Origin of the sequence: Clostridium algidicarnis (assembly GCF_000703125.1) — a bacterium.
GTDB lineage: Bacteria > Bacillota > Clostridia > Clostridiales > Clostridiaceae > Clostridium_L > Clostridium_L algidicarnis.
On the sequence record NZ_JNLN01000001.1, the window covers coordinates 717,399 to 736,450 of the forward strand.

Sequence of the window (19,052 nt, forward strand, 5' to 3'; positions counted from 1 at the left end):
TAGCAATCATAATAGTTCGTAATAGTTATCTATTACGCGTACACCATATGTACGTTATAGTTTAATTTCGATATCCACACCTGCTGGTAAATCTAACCTCATTAGGGCATCTACAGTCTTTGGTGATGGATTCAATATATCTATCAATCTTTTGTGAGTTCTAATTTCGAACTGTTCTCTAGCATCTTTATACTTATGAACTGCTCTTAGTACTGTTATAATATCTTTTTCTGTAGGTAGTGGCACTGGGCCTGCTACTTGAGCTCCTGTAGACTTTGCAGTTTCTACAATCTTTTCTGCTGATTGATCTAATATCTTGTGATCAAAAGCCTTCAATCTTATTCTGATTTTTTGTTTTGCCATTTTATTTCCCTCCTTTTCATGTACGTATTACTTCTAACGCACAACAGCGGACCTTCTGTAAACTGCTCCGGGTGTTTCTTAATTTCACACTTTTCACCTAACAGTTCAAGCAATTCCGTCGCTGGGTTCTTAGACCCTAACATACTCAACAAGAATTCCCCGGAAGTCCAGCAACCTCTTGTCTCATCGCTGTTATAGCTTTACAACTACTTTATTATACTATATCTAGTTTGAAGTTACAAGCATTTTTATTCATTTATTTTGTAGTATTGACATATACTTTGATGTTTAATCCGCTACTTAAAGTATACTTTTTAATGCACTTAAAGTATTATATATTTAATTTCAAAGTATTGCAACAGTAAAGATTAAAATAGCTCATTTATTTTATGATTAGTTTTAAGAATACTACATATCTTTAATAAAATAAAAGTGGATAAGATCGTCACCTTATCCACTTAAAACCAATCGATTGATTTTCTAATTTTATAATTATTTTGTTATTGTAGTAACAACTCCTGATCCAACTGTTCTTCCGCCTTCTCTTATAGCAAATCTTAAACCTTCATCCATAGCTACTGGATTAATTAGTTCAACATTCATATCTATATGGTCTCCAGGCATTACCATTTCCATTCCATCTGGTAATTTGATTGATCCTGTTACATCTGTTGTTCTGAAATAAAATTGTGGTCTGTATCCATCAAAGAATGGTGTATGTCTTCCGCCTTCTTCTTTTTTAAGTACATATACTTGACCTACAAACTTGCTGTGTGGATTTACACTACCTGGTTTTGCAAGCACTTGACCTCTTTCTATTTCTGCTCTTTGTATTCCTCTTAATAGAACTCCTACATTATCTCCTGCCATTGCTTGGTCTAGTAACTTTCTAAACATCTCTACTCCTGTTACTACTACCTTTCTCTTATCTTCAGATAATCCTACTAATTCTACTTCTTCTCCAACCTTTAGAACTCCAGTTTCAACTCTTCCTGTTGCTACTGTTCCTCTACCTGTAATTGTAAATACATCTTCTACTGGCATTAAGAACGGTTTGTCAGTTGCTCTTTCTGGTGTTGGAATATAGCTATCTATTGCATCCATTAAGTCTAATATAGGCTTAATTGCTACTTCATCTGTTGGATTTTCTAATGCTTTTAATGCTGATCCTGCTATTATTGGTGTATCGTCTCCTGGGAAATCATACTCACTTAATAGTTCTCTAACTTCCATCTCAACTAATTCTAATAATTCTGGATCATCTACCATATCTGATTTGTTTAAGAATACTACTATATAACCAACGCCTACTCTAGATGCTAATAATATATGTTCTCTTGTTTGTGGCATTGGACCATCTGCTGCTGATACAACTAGGATTGCTCCATCCATTTGTGCTGCACCTGTAATCATATTCTTTACATAGTCAGCGTGACCTGGACAGTCTACGTGTGCATAATGTCTTTTTTCTGTTTCATACTCTACGTGAGAAGTATTGATTGTTATTCCTCTTTCCTTCTCCTCTGGTGCCTTATCTATTTGGTCATACTTAAACGCTTCTGCAAATCCTCTATTAGCTAATACTGATGTTATAGCTGCTGTTAATGTTGTCTTACCGTGGTCTACGTGACCTATTGTTCCAATATTAACGTGTGGTTTACTTCTTTCAAATTTTGCTTTTGACATTTGTGAATTCCTCCTTGCTATTAAAGACTTATTTTATTATTTATTGCCTACTACTTGTTCTTGTATACTCTTTGGCACTTCTTCATAATGATCAAATTCCATGCTATAAGTACCTCTACCTTGTGTCTTAGATCTAAGTGTTGTAGCATACCCAAACATTTCTGAAAGTGGGACAAAAGAGTTTATAACTTGAGCTCCTGCTCTTGTTTCCATGCTTTCAATTTTTCCTCTTCTAGAGTTTATATCTCCTATAACATCTCCCATATACTCTTCAGCTACAACAACTTCAACTTTCATTGCTGGCTCAAGTAATACTGGATCTGCTTTAGCCATAGCATTTTTAAATGCCATAGATCCTGCTATTTTAAATGCCATTTCAGATGAGTCAACATCATGATATGATCCATCAACTAGTCTAACTTTAAAGTTTATAACTGGATATCCGGATAAAATACCACTATCTGATGCTTCTTTAATTCCATTATCTATTGCTGGTATATATTCTCTTGGAATAGATCCTCCAACGATAGCATTTTCGAATGTATATTCACCTTCATTTGGTATCATTTCAATCCAACAATGACCATACTGACCACGTCCACCAGATTGTCTAACAAACTTACCTTCAGCTTTAACAGCTTTTCTGATAGTTTCTTTGTAAGCAACTTGTGGTTTACCAACATTACATTCAACTTTAAATTCTCTTTGAAGTCTATCTACTATAATTTCAAGGTGAAGCTCACCCATACCTGCTATAATAACTTGACCTGTTTCTTGATCAGTGAAAGTTTTGAATGTTGGATCTTCTTCTGCAAGCTTTGAAAGCGCTAATCCCATCTTTTCTTGGCTGGCTTTTGTTTTAGGCTCAATAGCTACAGATATAACTGGTTCTGGGAAGTCCATAGTTTCAAGTATAATTGGATCATTTTCACTACATAGAGTATCCCCTGTAGTTGTTTCTTTAAGTCCAACAACTGCACCTAAGTCTCCTGCATATAACTCATCAACTTCTTCTCTATGGTTTGCATGCATTCTAACAAGTCTTCCGACTCTTTCTCTTTTTCCCTTTGTTGAGTTTAATACATATGTACCACTCTTCATTGTTCCAGAGTAAATTCTTGTAAATGCTAATCTACCTACAAATGGGTCTGTTGCTATTTTAAATGCTAATGCAGAAAGTGGTTCAGATTCATCTGCTTTTCTTTCATCTTCTTCTTCAGTATCTACTTTAATTCCTTTTACTGGTGGTATATCTAAAGGTGATGGCATATATGCAACAGCAGCATCTATCATTTCTTGAACGCCTTTGTTTTTATATGATGATCCACAAATAACTGGGATTATTTGATTATCAATAGTAGCTTTTCTTAAAGCTGCATTTATTTCTTCTTCAGTTATTTCTTCTCCATCTAGATATTTAATCATTAATTCTTCATCACATTCAGCAATAGATTCAATCATAGCTAATCTATATTCTTCAGCCTTTTCTTTTAATTCTTCTGGTATTTCACCCTCTTCGATTTCAGTTCCTAAATCGTTCTTGTGAACTATTCCAATCATCTTTACAAGATCAACCATTCCCATAAATTCTGATTCTTGACCTATTGGTATTTGAATTGGTACTGCATTTGCTTTAAGTCTATCTCTTATAGAATTTAAACAGGTGTAGAAGTCTGCTCCAACAGCATCCATCTTATTTACATATATCATTCTTGGTACACCATACTTATCTGCCTGTCTCCAAACAGTTTCAGTTTGTGGTTCTACACCACTCTTAGCGTCAAGAACTGTTACAGCTCCATCAAGAACTCTAAGTGATCTTTCAACCTCAACTGTGAAGTCTACGTGGCCTGGTGTATCAATTATGTTTATCTCATAGCCTTTCCAGTGGCAGGTAGTAGCTGCTGAAGTAATTGTTATACCTCTTTCTTGTTCTTGAACCATCCAGTCCATTGTAGCTGCACCTTCATGAGTTTCACCTATTTTATGTGTTTTTCCTGTGTAAAATAAAATACGCTCAGTTGTTGTAGTTTTACCCGCATCGATATGAGCCATTATTCCTATATTACGGTACTTTTCTAACGCAAATTGTCTTGGCACTATATATTCCTCCTCTCAGCATATAATCTGAGTAAATTAGTAATTAAATCTGATAAAACTGTTTTGGCAAAAGCCAAAACAGTTTTATGTTAATATCTGTAATGAGCGAATGCTTTATTAGCTTCAGCCATCTTATGTGTTTCTTCTCTTTTCTTAACTGCAGCGCCTGTATTGTTGGAAGCATCGATTAGCTCATTTGCTAATCTTTCCCTCATGTATTTTTCTCCTCTTTTTCTAGAAGCGATCAACAACCATCTTATTCCCAATGTTTGTCTTCTCTCTGGTCTTACTTCCATTGGTACTTGGTAAGTAGCACCACCTATTCTTCTAGCTTTAACTTCTAGTAACGGCATTATATTAGCCATAGCTGTTTCAAAAACTTCCAAAGCATCTTTTTCTGTTTTCTCTGCAATTATATCAAATGCATCGTAGCAAATTTGTTGTGCTACGCCTCTTTTACCATCTAACATTATGCTGTTTATAAGCTTTGTAACAACTTCACTGTTGTACAAAGGGTCTAGTAAAACTTCTCTTTTTCCTATATGTCCTTTTCTTGGCACTTTTCTTCCCTCCTTAACATAAATATTTAAGCTCATTGGTACTCGGCTTTACGCCGCAAAGTGCTCTGTTCTCCGGAATCTATATAAACTTACGTTTATAAATCTATGTAAACACGAAGACATAGCACCAGATTCAAGCAAAATTACTTTTGCTTTGGTCTCTTAGCCCCATACTTTGATCTACTTTGCATTCTGTTAGCTACACCTGCTGAGTCTAAAGCGCCTCTCACAATATGATATCTAACACCTGGAAGGTCTTTTACTCTTCCACCTCTGATTAAAACAACACTATGCTCTTGTAGATTGTGTCCTATTCCTGGAATGTATGCAGATACTTCGTAACCATTTGTCAATCTAACTCTTGCAACTTTTCTTAGTGCGGAGTTAGGCTTCTTTGGTGTAGTAGTTTTAACTACTGTGCATACACCTCTTTTTTGTGGACAGTTTTTTAAAGCTGGTGATCCAGATTTAGTTGCTGCTGTCTTTCTGCCTTTTCTTACTAATTGGCTAATTGTTGGCATGTTTTCACCTCCTATATTTTAAAAAGTAATTTTGGTATTCTATTAAAATTAAGATAATAGCTAATTAATTATTCTTTTAGGATTAAAGTAGCCGCTGATCCTACTTCTATACCACACATCTTACCTAAATATTTCATTGTGGCAATATATTCTATTTCTATGTTTTTTTCTTCAGCTATGCTAACTATAGGTACAGTAATTTTTGAATCTGCATCTTCTGCTACATATAGCTTTAACCCTTGGTCGTTATTTAATGCTTTTGTAACTTGCTTTATGCCTACGACCTTTTTTCCTAAAAGTCTGTCTATCATGAGGTTTACCTCCTTGAAATTTAAAATTAAACCCGGAGTGAAGTCTAGACCTCACTCCGAAAAACTCATGTAAACAAATTAAATATAATATTTAAAATATCCTTGTTATAAAATCACACAAGCTATATTTTATCATTTTCATTATGTCATGTCAATAAAATTAATTAATCTTCTAAAGTATTAACATGCTCTTTTTCTTCTACATCAGTTTCTGTGTTTAATCTTATTGATCCATATCTACTCATGCCTGTACCAGCAGGTATAAGTTTACCTATAATTACATTTTCTTTAAGTCCTAGTAACGGATCAATTTTACCTTTTATAGCTGCATCAGTTAAAACTCTTGTAGTTTCTTGGAAGGATGCTGCTGATAAGAAAGAGTCTGTAGCTAAAGCTGCTTTTGTGATTCCAAGAAGCACTTGATCTCCCTTAGCTTCTTCTAACTTAGCTTTTTTAACTCTTTCATTTTCTTCTATAAAATCAAATATATCTATCATAGTTCCTTGTAAAAGTTCTGTATCACCTGGTTCTAATACCTTAACCTTCCTAGTCATTTGTCTTACTACAACTTCAAGATGTTTATCATTTATATCAACACCTTGCAATCTATAAACCTTTTGAACTTCTGACAATAGATATTCTCTAACTCCTTCAAGTCCTTTAATTCTCATAACATCATGTGGATTTACTGATCCTTCTGTTATTTCATCTCCAGCCTCAATTGAGTCTCCATTACTAACTTTCATTCTTGAACCAAATGGAATTTCATAAGTAATTTCTTCACCTGATTCTGTAACTATAATTATTGTTCTCTTTTTCTTTGTTTCTTCCATTTTAACTGTACCTGATACTTCTGATACTGTAGCTAATCCTTTTGGTTTTCTGGCTTCAAATAGCTCTTCTACTCTTGGAAGTCCTTGAGTTATATCAGCTCCTGCAACTCCACCTGTATGGAAGGTTCTCATTGTAAGCTGTGTACCTGGCTCACCAATAGATTGAGCTGCTATTATACCCACAGCCTCACCTATAGTTATTTTTTGTCCAGTCGCCATATTCATACCATAACAAGTAGCGCAAACTCCTACTTTACAATCACAACTAAATACTGATCTTATCTTTACCTTCTTAATTCCAGCTTTTTGTACTTTTCCTGCTATTTCAGCAGTCATATAAGTATGATTTTTAACTATAACCTTAGAAGTTTTTGGATCTATAATATCTTCTGCTGAATATCTTCCAGTTAATCTTTCTTTCAACTCTTCTATAGGTTCGTTTCCTACTTTAATTTCGGATACGTATATTCCATCTTTAGTTCCACAATCTTGATGTCTTACTATTACATCCTGGCTAACATCAACAAGTCTCCTTGTAAGATATCCTGAGTCAGCTGTTTTAAGAGCAGTATCAGCATTACCCTTTCTAGCTCCATGAGTTGATATGAAATATTCTAATACATCTAAACCTTCCCTAAAAGAAGCTTTAATTGGAAGTTCTATAATTTTACCGGATGGGTTAGCCATAAGACCTCTCATACCCGCTAACTGCTTTATCTGACTTTTAGAGCCTCTCGCTCCAGAATCGGCCATCATAAATATTGGATTAAATCTATCCAAATTATCCATTAGAGCATTAGCTACATCTTCGGTAGTTTTAGTCCACTTATCTATAACTCTTTCATATCTTTCTTCTTCAGATATAAATCCTCTTTTATACATTTTCTCAATTTTTTTAACAGTTTCTTCTGCTTCTTTAAGCAAATCAGCCTTTTTCTCAGGAACAACCATATCTGATACCGAAACAGTAATAGCTCCAATAGTAGAATAATGATATCCTTTTGCTTTAATTTCATCTAACATTACTGATGTTTGGGTTGGTCCATGAACTGTATAACAATTTTCAACTATACGTCCAAGAGCCTTTTTATCTATTAAGAAGTCAACTTCAAGTTTAAACAAGTTTTCTTCTAAAGTTCTATCTACAAAGCCTAAATCTTGAGGTATGGATTCGTTAAATATAAGTTTACCAACAGAAGTATCTATTATTCCTTGCTTAATCTCGCCATTAATTTCTTTAGTCATCCTAACTTTTATCTTAGCATGTAAAGAAATATCTTTAACTTCATAAGCCATAATAGCCTCTTCTGGTGATATGAATATCTTTCCTTCACCTATTTCTCCATCTTTATCTAAACTTAAATAATAAGAACCTAAAATCATATCTTGGGTAGGAACTGATACTGGCTTACCATCTGATGGTTTCAAGATGTTACCAGCAGCAAGCATTAAAAATCTTGCTTCTGCTTGAGCTTCAACAGAAAGAGGTACATGCACTGCCATTTGATCTCCATCAAAGTCAGCGTTATATGCTGTACACACTAAAGGATGAAGTTTTATAGCTCTACCTTCAACTAGCACAGGTTGGAAAGCTTGAATTCCTAATCTATGTAGTGTAGGCGCACGGTTTAATAACACTGGATGATCGGAAATAACTTCTTCTAGTACATCCCATACCTGTGGCATTACTCTTTCTACCATTCTTTTAGCACTTTTTATATTGTGTGCCAAAGAATTTTCAACTAGTTTTTTCATAACGAAAGGTTTGAAAAGTTCTAGCGCCATTTCTTTTGGCAAACCACATTGATACATTTTAAGTTCAGGTCCAACAACAATAACTGATCTTCCAGAATAGTCAACACGCTTACCTAGTAAGTTTTGTCTAAATCTACCCTGTTTTCCTTTAAGCATATCAGATAAAGATTTAAGTGGCCTGTTTCCAGGACCTGTTACTGGCCTACCTCTTCTACCATTATCTATCAATGCATCTACAGCTTCTTGAAGCATTCTTTTTTCATTTCTAACTATTATATTAGGTGCTCCTAAATCTAATAGTTTCTTTAATCTATTATTTCTATTTATAACCCTTCTGTATAAATCATTTAAATCAGAAGTTGCAAATCTTCCACCATCTAATTGAACCATAGGTCTTAGATCTGGTGGTATTACAGGTATTACCCCTATGATCATCCAAACTGGCTTATTTCCTGACTTTTTAAATGATTCCATAACTTCAAGTCTTCTTATTATTCTTATCTTCTTTTGTCCTGTACTATTCTTTAAATCTTCTTTTAAATCCACAGTTGATTTTACTAAATCAATTTCTTCTAATAAAACTTTTATAGATTCTGCTCCCATACCTGCTGAGAAGCTTTCCTCACCATATTTATCTATAGCTTCTCTATATTCTTTTTCATTAAGAAGCTGTTTCTTTAAAAGAGGTGTGTCTTTAGGATCTAAAACAATATAAGATGCAAAGTATAAAACTTTTTCAAGGGATCTAGGAGACATATCTAGCATTAAGCCCATACGGGAAGGTATTCCTTTAAAATACCAAATATGGGATACTGGGGCTGCAAGTTCTATATGCCCCATTCTCTCACGTCTTACTTTAGATTTTGTGACTTCAACTCCGCATCTATCACAAACTATCCCCTTATATCTTACTCTCTTATATTTTCCACAATGGCATTCCCAATCTTTTGTTGGTCCAAATATTCTTTCACAAAATAGACCATCTCTTTCAGGTTTCAATGTTCTATAATTTATTGTTTCTGGTTTTTTAACTTCCCCTCTAGACCATTCTCGTATCTGCTCTGGAGAAGCTAAACTTATTTGCATGGCATCAAAATTATTTAATTCAATCAAGGGTAATCCTCCCTTCAAAATTAGTGTTCATCATCAAAATCATCTAGTTGCAATTCTTTTTTAAACTCATCTAGTGGTAACTCATCATCATCGTCTTCTTTTTCATCTACTTCTACTTCTTCTAATTCGTCTGTTTCTTCTGCTTTTTCTTCTGCTTTTTCTTCTACTATTTCTTGAAGATTACTACCTTCTAGTTCAGTGGTTGATTTTATAACTGGTACATCTTCTTTTCCTTCTATATTTATCTCTAGAGCTTCAAGTTCCTCTTCTGTATATTCTCTTAATTTAATTTCTTCTTTTTTATCATTAAGAACTTTTACATTTAGGCACAAAGCTTGAAGTTCTTTAATAAGAACTTTAAAGGACTCTGGTACACCTGGTTCTGGTATATTTTCACCCTTTACTATTGACTCATAAGTTTTAACTCTACCCACAACATCATCCGACTTTACAGTTAAGATTTCCTGAAGAGTGTGTGCTGCTCCATAGGCTTCAAGAGCCCAAACTTCCATCTCTCCAAATCTTTGTCCTCCGAATTGTGCTTTACCTCCTAAAGGTTGTTGTGTAACTAATGAGTATGGGCCTGTAGATCTTGCATGAATCTTGTCATCAACTAAGTGAGCAAGTTTCAATATATACATATATCCTACAGTTACTCTGTTGTCGAATGCTTCTCCGGTTCTCCCATCATATAGTACAGTTTTACCATCTCCATCATACCCTGCTTTTATAAGATGTTCTTCTATATCATACTCATTGGCGCCATCAAATACTGGAGTTGCTATATGCCAACCTAGTTTGTTTGCTGCAAGACCTAGATGGACTTCTAGCACCTGACCTATATTCATACGTGAAGGAACCCCTAATGGATTTAAACATATTTGTAGTGGTCGTCCGTCTGGTAAAAATGGCATATCCTCTTCTGGTAATACTCTTGAAATAACACCCTTATTACCATGTCTTCCAGCCATCTTATCCCCTACAGATATTTTTCTCTTTTGAGCTATATAACATCTTACAAGTTGGTTTACCCCTGGAGGTAACTCATCACCATTTTCCCTTGTAAAGACCTTTACGTCTACGATAATACCCGATTGACCATGAGGAACTCTTAATGATGTATCTCTAACTTCTCTTGCCTTTTCTCCAAAGATAGCTCTTAGTAACCTTTCTTCTGCTGTAAGTTCGGTTTCTCCCTTAGGTGTAACTTTACCTACAAGTACATCTCCAGCTCTTACTTCTGCACCTATTCTTATGATTCCACGCTCATCTATATCCTTTAGCGCATCCTCACCTACATTAGGTATATCTCTAGTTATTTCTTCTGGTCCTAGCTTTGTATCTCTCGCTTCGCATTCATATTCCTCTATGTGAATAGATGTGAATACATCTTCTCTTACTAATTCTTCAGAAATAAGCATAGCATCCTCATAGTTATATCCTTCCCATGTGATGAAGCCCATTCTTATATTTTTACCTAATGCTATTTCTCCAAGATCTGTTGATGGCCCATCTCCTAATACAGATCCATGTTCAACATGGTCTCCCTTAGTTACAATAGGTCTTTGATTTATACACGTCCCTGGATTTGACCTTTTAAATTTAAGTAATCTATATACGTCAGTTCCACCATCAGAGTCTCTTTTAACCCTAACTTCACTAGCACTTACATAAGATACGATTCCGGCATTTCTAGCTTTTGGAAGTACTCCTGAATCTAATGCTGCTTTATATTCAATACCAGTTCCAACCAATGGTGCTTGAGGCATTAATAACGGCACCGCTTGACGTTGCATATTAGCACCCATAAGAGCACGGCTAGCATCGTCATTTTCAAGGAAAGGTATCATAGCTGTTGCTACAGATACTATCTGTCTTGGTGAAACGTCCATAAGATCAACTTCATTTCTTGATACAAGTAATATATCTTCTTTTATTCTTACAGTTACCCTATCATCAATAAACATATTGTTTTCATCTAATAACTCATTAGCTTGAGCTACTAAATAATTATCTTCTTCATCTGCTGTAAAATATTTAATTTCACTAGTTACTATACCAGTCTTTTTATCTACCACTCTATACGGTGTCTCTATAAAGCCATATTCATTAACCCTTGCATAAGTAGCTAAAGAGTTGATAAGTCCTATGTTTGGTCCTTCTGGGGTCTCTATAGGACACATTCTGCCATAATGAGAGTGATGAACGTCTCTTACTTCAAAGCCTGCTCTTTCTCTTGATAATCCACCAGGTCCTAAAGCTGAGAGTCTTCTTTTATGAGTAAGCTCAGAAAGTGGATTATTTTGATCCATGAACTGAGACAGTTGTGAACTTCCAAAGAATTCTTTTGTAGCTGCTGAAACTGGTCTTATATTTATAAGAGCCTGAGGAGTTATTCCTTCTGGATCTTGTATAGTCATTCTCTCTTTTACTACTCTTTCCATCCTTGAAAGACCTATTCTGAATTGATTTTGCAACAATTCACCTACTGATCTTAGTCTTCTATTACCAAGATGGTCTATATCATCTACATTTCCTATACCATATAAAAGCCCTATTTGATAGCTTATAGTAGCATACATATCATCTTTAATTATATGCTTAGGTATAAGTCTATGTATGTTCTTTTTAATTTCTTCTTTAATTGCACTTTCTTCGGTATAATTGTTTAATATTTCTCTTAAAGTAGGGTAATGAACATATTCGCGTATGTTTAAATCCGTGATATCAAAAGGTAATTGTTTGTTTATATTAACAAAATTATTACCTGCAACTCTTACTACTTTATCATCAACAATTATATCTACTAGATTTATACCACTATCTTGAATTGCTAAAGCATTTTCTCTGTCTATTTTTTCACCTTTTTGAACAAAGATTTCTCCTGTTTCTGGGTGAACTATATCTAATGCTGATATTTGATTTGCAATCCTTAAGTTTAGTGCTAACTTTTTATTGAATTTATATCTACCTACCTTTGATAAATCATAGCGTTTTGCATCAAAAAACAATGAATCTATTAAACTCATTGCACTATCAACAGTAGGTGGCTCACCTGGCCTTAATCTTTTGTATATTTCTAATAGGCCTTCTTCTCTTGTTTTAGTATTATCTTTTTCTATAGTAGCCTTTAATCTTTCATCATCACCAAAGTAATCCATTATTTGTTGATCACTTGCGAATCCCATCGCTCTTGCTAGAACACTAATTGGAAGCTTTCTAGTCTTATCTATTCTTACATAAATTATATCATTTGAATCTGTTTCATATTCTAGCCACGCACCTCTATTAGGTATTACAGTAGCTGAATATAGTTTCTTTCCATTTTTATCTACGGAATAATTATAATACACCCCTGGTGATCTTACCAATTGGCTTACAATTACTCTTTCAGAACCATTTATAATGAAAGTACCTTGTTCCGTCATTAAAGGAAAATCTCCCATAAATACTTCTTGTTCTTTAATTTCACCTGTCTCTTTGTTTTGAAGTCTTACTTTTACTTTTAACGGAGCCGCATAAGTTGAGTCTCTTTCTTTACATTCTTCAACAGAATACTTAATATTCTCCATATCAAGTTTATAGCCAATAAATTCAAGTACAAGATTACCTGTATAGTTTGATATAGGACTTATATCATTAAATACCTCTTGAAGTCCCTCATCTAAAAACCACTGATAGGAATCTAACTGTACCTCTATTAAATTAGGCATATCTATTATGTCTTTAACTCTAGCAAAGCTCATTCGTGTTCTTTTGCCGACTTGGATAGGATGTACCATTAGCTTTTCACCCCTTGTATAAACTAAAATAACCAAAAACATACTATCCCTAAGGACTTTTGCTTCTGGATTGCACAGACATTATCATATTAGTATAACCAGTTATGTCAAAAAAAATCATTATATTGTCAAATCTTTGAAACATATTATTAATGGGGTGTCTCTCCCCCTGAATATCGTTAACTATATATTATCCCATAATTAACGGTACATTAAGTAATAGTATCACAATAAATATTTCACGTCAACAGGTATGCTCTAAAAAAGAGACACTTTAATTAAAAAGTGTCTCTTTTATGTATAGATACTACTTAACTTCTACTGTAGCTCCAACTTCTGAAAGTTTAGTCTTGATTTCTTCTGCTTCTTCTTTAGAAACTCCTTCTTTTACTGCTTTAGGAGCTCCGTCTACAACTTCTTTAGCTTCTTTTAAGCCAAGTCCTGTTATTTCTCTAACTGCTTTTATAACTTTGATTTTTTCAGATCCAATACTTGCTAGTATTACATCAAATTCAGTTTTTTCTTCTGCTGCTGCTGCTGGTGCTCCACCTGCTGCTGCTACTGGAGCTGCTGCGCTAACTCCAAATTCCTCTTCACAAGATTTAACTAACTCGTTTAATTCTAATACACTCATATCTTTTATAGCTTGAATTATTTCTTCTCTTGTCATTTAAATACACCTCCGAATTTTCTATTAACAATATTCTATTAATTTTAACATGATATTACTCTGCTGCTTGGTTTTCTTTGTTTTCCTTAACTGCATTTAACAAGTATGCTAAATTTGATAAAGGAGCCTTGAAACTTCCAAGAAGTTTTGCAATAAGAACTTCTTTTGGTGGTATTGATGCAAGTTGTTTAACTTTTTCAACATCATATATATCACCTTGAACAATACCAGCTTTTAATTCTATCTTTTTATGAGTCTTAGCAAAATCACTAAGTATTCTAGCTGGAGCTGTTACATCTTCATATCCAAAAGCTATAGATACAGGACCTTCTAAGAATTCTGTTATTCCTTCTAATCCCAATTCCTTTGCCGCAAGAGTAACTAACTTATTTTTGTAAACTTTGTATTCTACTCCAGAGTCTCTTAATTTTTTTCTAAGCTCTGTGTCTTCTTCAACTGTAAGCCCTTGATAGTCTGAAAGTATAACTGATTGTGCTTTTTCTAACTTTTCTTTTATTTCAGAAACCTTAGCTTCTTTTAATTGTCTATTCTTATTCACTGTGTGTCCACCTCCTCACAGCTTTCACTGCTTTTTTAAAATAACAAAGGTCCTCTCGCAGACGTGAGAAGACCTATAATTATATCTTATTATGGGGCCCTCGGTAGGTAGTTAAACTATTATGCTCTCGCACCTACTGTCTACGGAATACTTTATTTAATTTTCAACAAATGAAATTATACTAAAGATATCGACACTTGTCAATATTATTCTAATACTTTTGTTGGGTTTACTTTTACTCCAGGTCCCATTGTGCTAGAAACTGATACTGACTTAATGTACTGTCCTTTTGTTGCTGATGGTTTTGCTTTTACTAAAGCTTCCATCAAAACACGGAAGTTGTCAGCTAACTTTTCATTTCCAAAAGATTTCTTTCCTACTGGAACGTGAACTATAGAAGTTTTATCTACTCTATATTCAACTTTACCAGCTTTAATTTCTTGGACTGCTTTTTGAACATCAAATGTAACTGTTCCTGATTTTGGATTTGGCATTAATCCCTTAGGTCCAAGCACTCTACCTAATCTACCTACAACACCCATCATATCTGGAGTTGCAACAACTACATCATAATCAAACCAATTTTCTTTTTGGATCTTTTCTAATAAATCTTCTGCTCCTACAAATTCTGCACCAGCAGCCTTAGCTTCATTAGCTTTTTCACCCTTAGCGAAAACTAAAACTCTAACTTGCTTACCAGTTCCGTGTGGAAGTACTACTGCACCTCTTACTTGTTGGTCCGCATGTCTTGGATCTACTCCAAGTCTTACATGTAATTCTATTGTTTCATCAAATTTTGCTTTAGCTGTTTTTAAAGTTAAATCTAAAGCTTCTTTTGGTGTGTATAAAGCGTTTCTATCTATAAGTTTTGAACTCTCTATATAGTTTTTTCCTATCTTTCCCATTGTTATGCCTCCTTTGTGGTATTAACGGTCCTAGCCTCCCACTAATTTACAATAATTAACCTTCTACAACTATTCCCATACTTCTTGCAGTTCCTTCAATCATGCTTATAGCTGTTTCTAAAGACGCTGCATTTAAATCAGGCATTTTAGTTTCTGCTATTTGCTTAACTTGTTCACTTGTCACTGTACCAACTTTAGTATTGTTTGGCACTCCTGATCCACTTTCAAGTCCAGCTGCTTTCTTTAATAATATAGCTGCTGGAGGTGTTTTAAGTATAAAACTGAAAGATCTATCTTGATAAACAGTAATTACAACTGGTATTATCATACCAGCTTGATTAGCTGTTTTAGCATTAAATTCTTTACAGAATCCCATTATGTTTACACCATGTTGTCCTAACGCCGGTCCAACTGGTGGTGCTGGTGTTGCCTTTCCTGCTGCAAGCTGAAGTTTTATCATTCCTGTTACTTTTTTAGCCATGAGTTATTCCTCCTATACTGTGGTTATACCGGACTTTTAAAGCCCTCCCACTTAATTAAGACCTATTTTAAATTTAGTCTAACTTTTCTACTTGATTAAAGTCCAGTTCTGCTAATGTTTCTCTCCCGAACATATTAACCAATGCTTTTACCTTTTTCTTTTCAATGTTAATCTCTTGTAAGGTAGCCATAAATTCTTTCAATGGCCCCGAAACAACTTTAACACTTTCCCCCACCTCAAAGTCAACTGTTACAGGGGTTTCATTTATCCCCATAGAATTCACTTCTTCATCAGTAAGTGGAACTGGCTTAGATCCAGGACCTACAAACCCAGTAACGCCTCTTGTGTTTCTTATAACGTACCATGATTCATCTGTCATTATTAGTTTAACTAATACATATCCAGGAAAAATCTTTTTCATAGTAACCTTTTTCTTACCATCTTTTTCTTCTACAACTTCTTCCATAGGCACTTGAAGATCAAGAATCAAATCATGTAAGTTTCTATTTTCTATAGTTTTTTCAAGGTTAGCTTTTACTTTGTTTTCATAGCCTGAATATGTGTGTACTACATACCATCTAGCTTTTTCACTCATAATATTTAGGAATGATTAATCATTCCAACCTCCTTTTTTTACTTTAATTTGAAAATTAACTTAAAGAGGTTTTTAAATAAAAGATCCACTGCGCCTATGAAGACAATATATAAGAAACAAAAACCAACTACCGCAAAAAAAGCCTTCTTAACATCCTCTTTAGATGGCCAAGTTATTCTACTAAATTCCGACTTAACTTCTTTTAGGAAACTAGTTTTATGCTTCGCCTTACTGTCTGTGCTTTTAACCACTTTGTTCTTTTCATCCACAGCCATAAATTCACATCCTTAAGGTTTTTAAGCGCTTATTTTGTCTCTTTATGAAGTGTGTGCTTTTTACAGAACTTACAATACTTTTGCATTTCTAATCTGTCTGGGTCATTCTTTTTACTTTTCATTGAGTTGTAGTTTCTCTGCTTGCACTCTGTACATGCTAAAGTTATCTTCACTCTCACCTTGTGCACCTCCAGTATTTTCGTATATAACCATAAGAACTTTAGTGCTCTTATACCCCTTTTTACGCATTACCTTAATAATTTATCACAATTAAACTTTCATGTCAACGTTAAAGTTATGTAAAGGACTAGGTTTTAACCCCAATCCTAGTATATTTAGTTATATATCAATATAATTATTTTGTTATTGTAGTAACAACTCCTGATCCAACTGTTCTTCCGCCTTCTCTTATAGCAAATCTTAAACCTTCATCCATAGCTACTGGATTAATTAGTTCAACATTCATATCTATATGGTCTCCAGGCATTACCATTTCCATTCCATCTGGTAATTTGATTGATCCTGTTACATCTGTTGTTCTGAAATAAAATTGTGGTCTGTATCCATCAAAGAATGGTGTATGTCTTCCGCCTTCTTCTTTTTTAAGTACATATACTTGACCTACAAACTTGCTGTGTGGATTTACACTACCTGGTTTTGCAAGCACTTGACCTCTTTCTATTTCTGCTCTTTGTATTCCTCTTAATAGAACTCCTACATTATCTCCTGCCATTGCTTGGTCTAGTAACTTTCTAAACATCTCTACTCCTGTTACTACTACCTTTCTCTTATCTTCAGATAATCCTACTAATTCTACTTCTTCTCCAACCTTTAGAACTCCAGTTTCAACTCTTCCTGTTGCTACTGTTCCTCTACCTGTAATTGTAAATACATCTTCTACTGGCATTAAGAACGGTTTGTCAGTTGCTCTTTCTGGTGTTGGAATATAGCTATCTATTGCATCCATTAAGTCTAATATAGGCTTAATTGCTACTTCATCTGTTGGATTTTCTAATGCTTTTAATGCTGATCCTGCTATTATTGGTGTATCGTCTCCTGGGAAATCATACTCACTTAATAGTTCTCTAACTTCCATCTCAACTAATTCTAATAATTCTGGATCATCTACCATATCTGATTTGTTTAAGAATACTACTATATAACCAACGCCTACTCTAGATGCTAATAATATATGTTCTCTTGTTTGTGGCATTGGACCATCTGCTGCTGATACAACTAGGATTGCTCCATCCATTTGTGCTGCACCTGTAATCATATTCTTTACATAGTCAGCGTGACCTGGACAGTCTACGTGTGCATAATGTCTTTTTTCTGTTTCATACTCTACGTGAGAAGTATTGATTGTTATTCCTCTTTCCTTCTCCTCTGGTGCCTTATCTATTTGGTCATACTTAAACGCTTCTGCAAATCCTCTATTAGCTAATACTGATGTTATAGCTGCTGTTAATGTTGTCTTACCGTGGTCTACGTGACCTATTGTTCCAATATTAACGTGTGGTTTACTTCTTTCAAATTTTGCTTTTGACATTTGTGAATTCCTCCTATCCTTTATTAGATTTTGCAATAAACTTTGCCTAGTGTGTTGTAATTTCTATTTATTGGAGCCCACGATCGGGATCGAACCGACTACCTCCACCTTACCAAGGTGACGCTCTACCTACTGAGCTACATGGGCAACATTACTGAATTTAGAAACGGATTGGTTAATCTTGGTACTAAATTATATTTAATATACTATTAAAGCTATTTCTATTCAAATATATGTGATTAACCACTTTTTTGATTTTACTACTATTTTTCTTCTATGTCAATATTTTTGTACAAATTATCTGTTATTTAAACACTTCTCCAATTTTCTCTTAACTCTTTGGAGAGCATTATCTATAGACTTCGCATGTCTGTCTAAATCACAGGCTATTTCTTGGTAGGACTTTCCATCCAAATACGACATTAAAACTTCCATCTCTAAATCGGAAAGAACCTTCCCTATTTCCTTTTCTATGCGATTCATCTCTTCTTTGCTTATTAAGAGTTCTTCAGGATCTGTTATTTTCATGCTAGATATAACATCTAATAATGTTCTATCCGATTCTTCTTCATATATAGGTTTATTTAGGGATATATAAGTATTTAGCGGAATATGTTTTTGACGGGTAGCTGTCTTTATAGCAGTAATTATTTGCCTAGTTACACAAAGCTCTACGAAAGCTTTAAAGGATGCCAATTTATCAGGTTTAAAGTCTCTTATAGCTTTATATAGACCTATCATACCTTCTTGATATATATCCTCTCGATCCGCGCCTATCAAGAAATAAGATTTAGCCTTCATCCTCACAAAATTTTCATACTTATTTATAAGGTATTCTTCAGCTCTTAAATCACCCTTTTTTGTCTCTGCCACTATTTCTTCATCAAGCATATCCTTATACAAAGATGTGCTCTTGTATATAATACCCGTATTTTCCATAGTTCCCCCTCCAAATCCTGTACATCATGTATTTAATTATAGTCCAGTGGCTAGC

At 34.3% G+C, this 19,052-nt stretch carries 17 protein-coding genes, 1 tRNA gene and 1 other annotated feature; all 18 genes read right to left on the minus strand.

What is annotated here, in order from left to right; all coding sequences use genetic code 11:
* Positions 1–54: 54 nt before the first annotated feature.
* Positions 55–363 carry a 30S ribosomal protein S10 gene (gene rpsJ / locus BV55_RS0103620; RefSeq protein ID WP_029451415.1) on the minus strand — a complete coding sequence of 103 codons (309 nt, stop codon included), beginning with the start codon at positions 361–363 and terminating at the stop codon, positions 55–57.
* A gap of 492 nt (positions 364–855) precedes the next feature.
* Positions 856–2,049: an elongation factor Tu gene (gene tuf / locus BV55_RS0103630; protein ID WP_029451416.1), complete on the minus strand. Its 1,194-nt coding sequence runs from the start codon at positions 2,047–2,049 to the stop codon at positions 856–858.
* 36 nt (positions 2,050–2,085) lie between these two features.
* Complete coding sequence (gene fusA, locus BV55_RS0103635) at positions 2,086–4,149, minus strand: elongation factor G (protein ID WP_029451418.1); 2,064 nt, start codon at positions 4,147–4,149, stop codon at positions 2,086–2,088.
* 89 nt (positions 4,150–4,238) lie between these two features.
* Positions 4,239–4,709: a 30S ribosomal protein S7 gene (gene rpsG, locus BV55_RS0103640; protein WP_029451419.1), complete on the minus strand. Its 471-nt coding sequence runs from the start codon at positions 4,707–4,709 to the stop codon at positions 4,239–4,241.
* A 143-nt stretch (positions 4,710–4,852) separates the two neighbouring features.
* Positions 4,853–5,230 carry a 30S ribosomal protein S12 gene (gene rpsL, locus BV55_RS0103645; protein ID WP_029451420.1) on the minus strand — a complete coding sequence of 126 codons (378 nt, stop codon included), beginning with the start codon at positions 5,228–5,230 and terminating at the stop codon, positions 4,853–4,855.
* Positions 5,231–5,298: 68 nt separating this feature from the next.
* Positions 5,299–5,541 (minus strand): ribosomal L7Ae/L30e/S12e/Gadd45 family protein, encoded by a 243-nt coding sequence (locus BV55_RS0103650; protein WP_029451421.1) that lies wholly within the window; start codon positions 5,539–5,541, stop codon positions 5,299–5,301.
* A 164-nt stretch (positions 5,542–5,705) separates the two neighbouring features.
* Positions 5,706–9,242 (minus strand): DNA-directed RNA polymerase subunit beta', encoded by a 3,537-nt coding sequence (rpoC, locus tag BV55_RS0103655; protein ID WP_029451422.1) that lies wholly within the window; start codon positions 9,240–9,242, stop codon positions 5,706–5,708.
* A gap of 20 nt (positions 9,243–9,262) precedes the next feature.
* Entirely contained in the window at positions 9,263–13,024 is a 3,762-nt protein-coding gene (gene rpoB, locus BV55_RS0103660) for a DNA-directed RNA polymerase subunit beta (protein WP_029451424.1), read from the minus strand.
* 307 nt (positions 13,025–13,331) lie between these two features.
* A complete protein-coding gene (rplL, locus tag BV55_RS0103665) occupies positions 13,332–13,694 on the minus strand; it encodes a 50S ribosomal protein L7/L12 (protein ID WP_029451425.1) in 363 nt (120 codons plus the stop codon).
* A gap of 55 nt (positions 13,695–13,749) precedes the next feature.
* Complete coding sequence (gene rplJ / locus BV55_RS0103670) at positions 13,750–14,253, minus strand: 50S ribosomal protein L10 (RefSeq protein ID WP_029451427.1); 504 nt, start codon at positions 14,251–14,253, stop codon at positions 13,750–13,752.
* A 33-nt stretch (positions 14,254–14,286) separates the two neighbouring features.
* Positions 14,287–14,417, minus strand: a sequence feature (ribosomal protein L10 leader region).
* A gap of 42 nt (positions 14,418–14,459) precedes the next feature.
* Complete coding sequence (gene rplA / locus BV55_RS0103675) at positions 14,460–15,149, minus strand: 50S ribosomal protein L1 (RefSeq protein WP_084170591.1); 690 nt, start codon at positions 15,147–15,149, stop codon at positions 14,460–14,462.
* Between the two features lie 64 nt (positions 15,150–15,213).
* On the minus strand, positions 15,214–15,639 hold the full coding sequence (gene rplK / locus BV55_RS0103680; protein WP_029451430.1) for a 50S ribosomal protein L11: 426 nt from the start codon (positions 15,637–15,639) through the stop codon (positions 15,214–15,216).
* A 73-nt stretch (positions 15,640–15,712) separates the two neighbouring features.
* Complete coding sequence (nusG, locus tag BV55_RS0103685) at positions 15,713–16,234, minus strand: transcription termination/antitermination protein NusG (RefSeq protein WP_029451432.1); 522 nt, start codon at positions 16,232–16,234, stop codon at positions 15,713–15,715.
* Positions 16,235–16,272: 38 nt separating this feature from the next.
* Positions 16,273–16,509 carry a preprotein translocase subunit SecE gene (secE, locus tag BV55_RS0103690; RefSeq protein ID WP_029451433.1) on the minus strand — a complete coding sequence of 79 codons (237 nt, stop codon included), beginning with the start codon at positions 16,507–16,509 and terminating at the stop codon, positions 16,273–16,275.
* A gap of 29 nt (positions 16,510–16,538) precedes the next feature.
* Positions 16,539–16,688: a 50S ribosomal protein L33 gene (rpmG, locus tag BV55_RS15265; protein WP_084170488.1), complete on the minus strand. Its 150-nt coding sequence runs from the start codon at positions 16,686–16,688 to the stop codon at positions 16,539–16,541.
* 176 nt (positions 16,689–16,864) lie between these two features.
* Entirely contained in the window at positions 16,865–18,058 is a 1,194-nt protein-coding gene (tuf, locus tag BV55_RS0103700) for an elongation factor Tu (RefSeq protein WP_029451416.1), read from the minus strand.
* Between the two features lie 71 nt (positions 18,059–18,129).
* Positions 18,130–18,205, minus strand: a tRNA-Thr gene (locus BV55_RS0103705).
* A gap of 150 nt (positions 18,206–18,355) precedes the next feature.
* Positions 18,356–18,997, minus strand: a complete 642-nt coding sequence (gene sigH, locus BV55_RS0103710) for an RNA polymerase sporulation sigma factor SigH (RefSeq protein WP_029451434.1) — start codon at positions 18,995–18,997, stop codon at positions 18,356–18,358.
* Positions 18,998–19,052 lie beyond the last annotated feature (55 nt).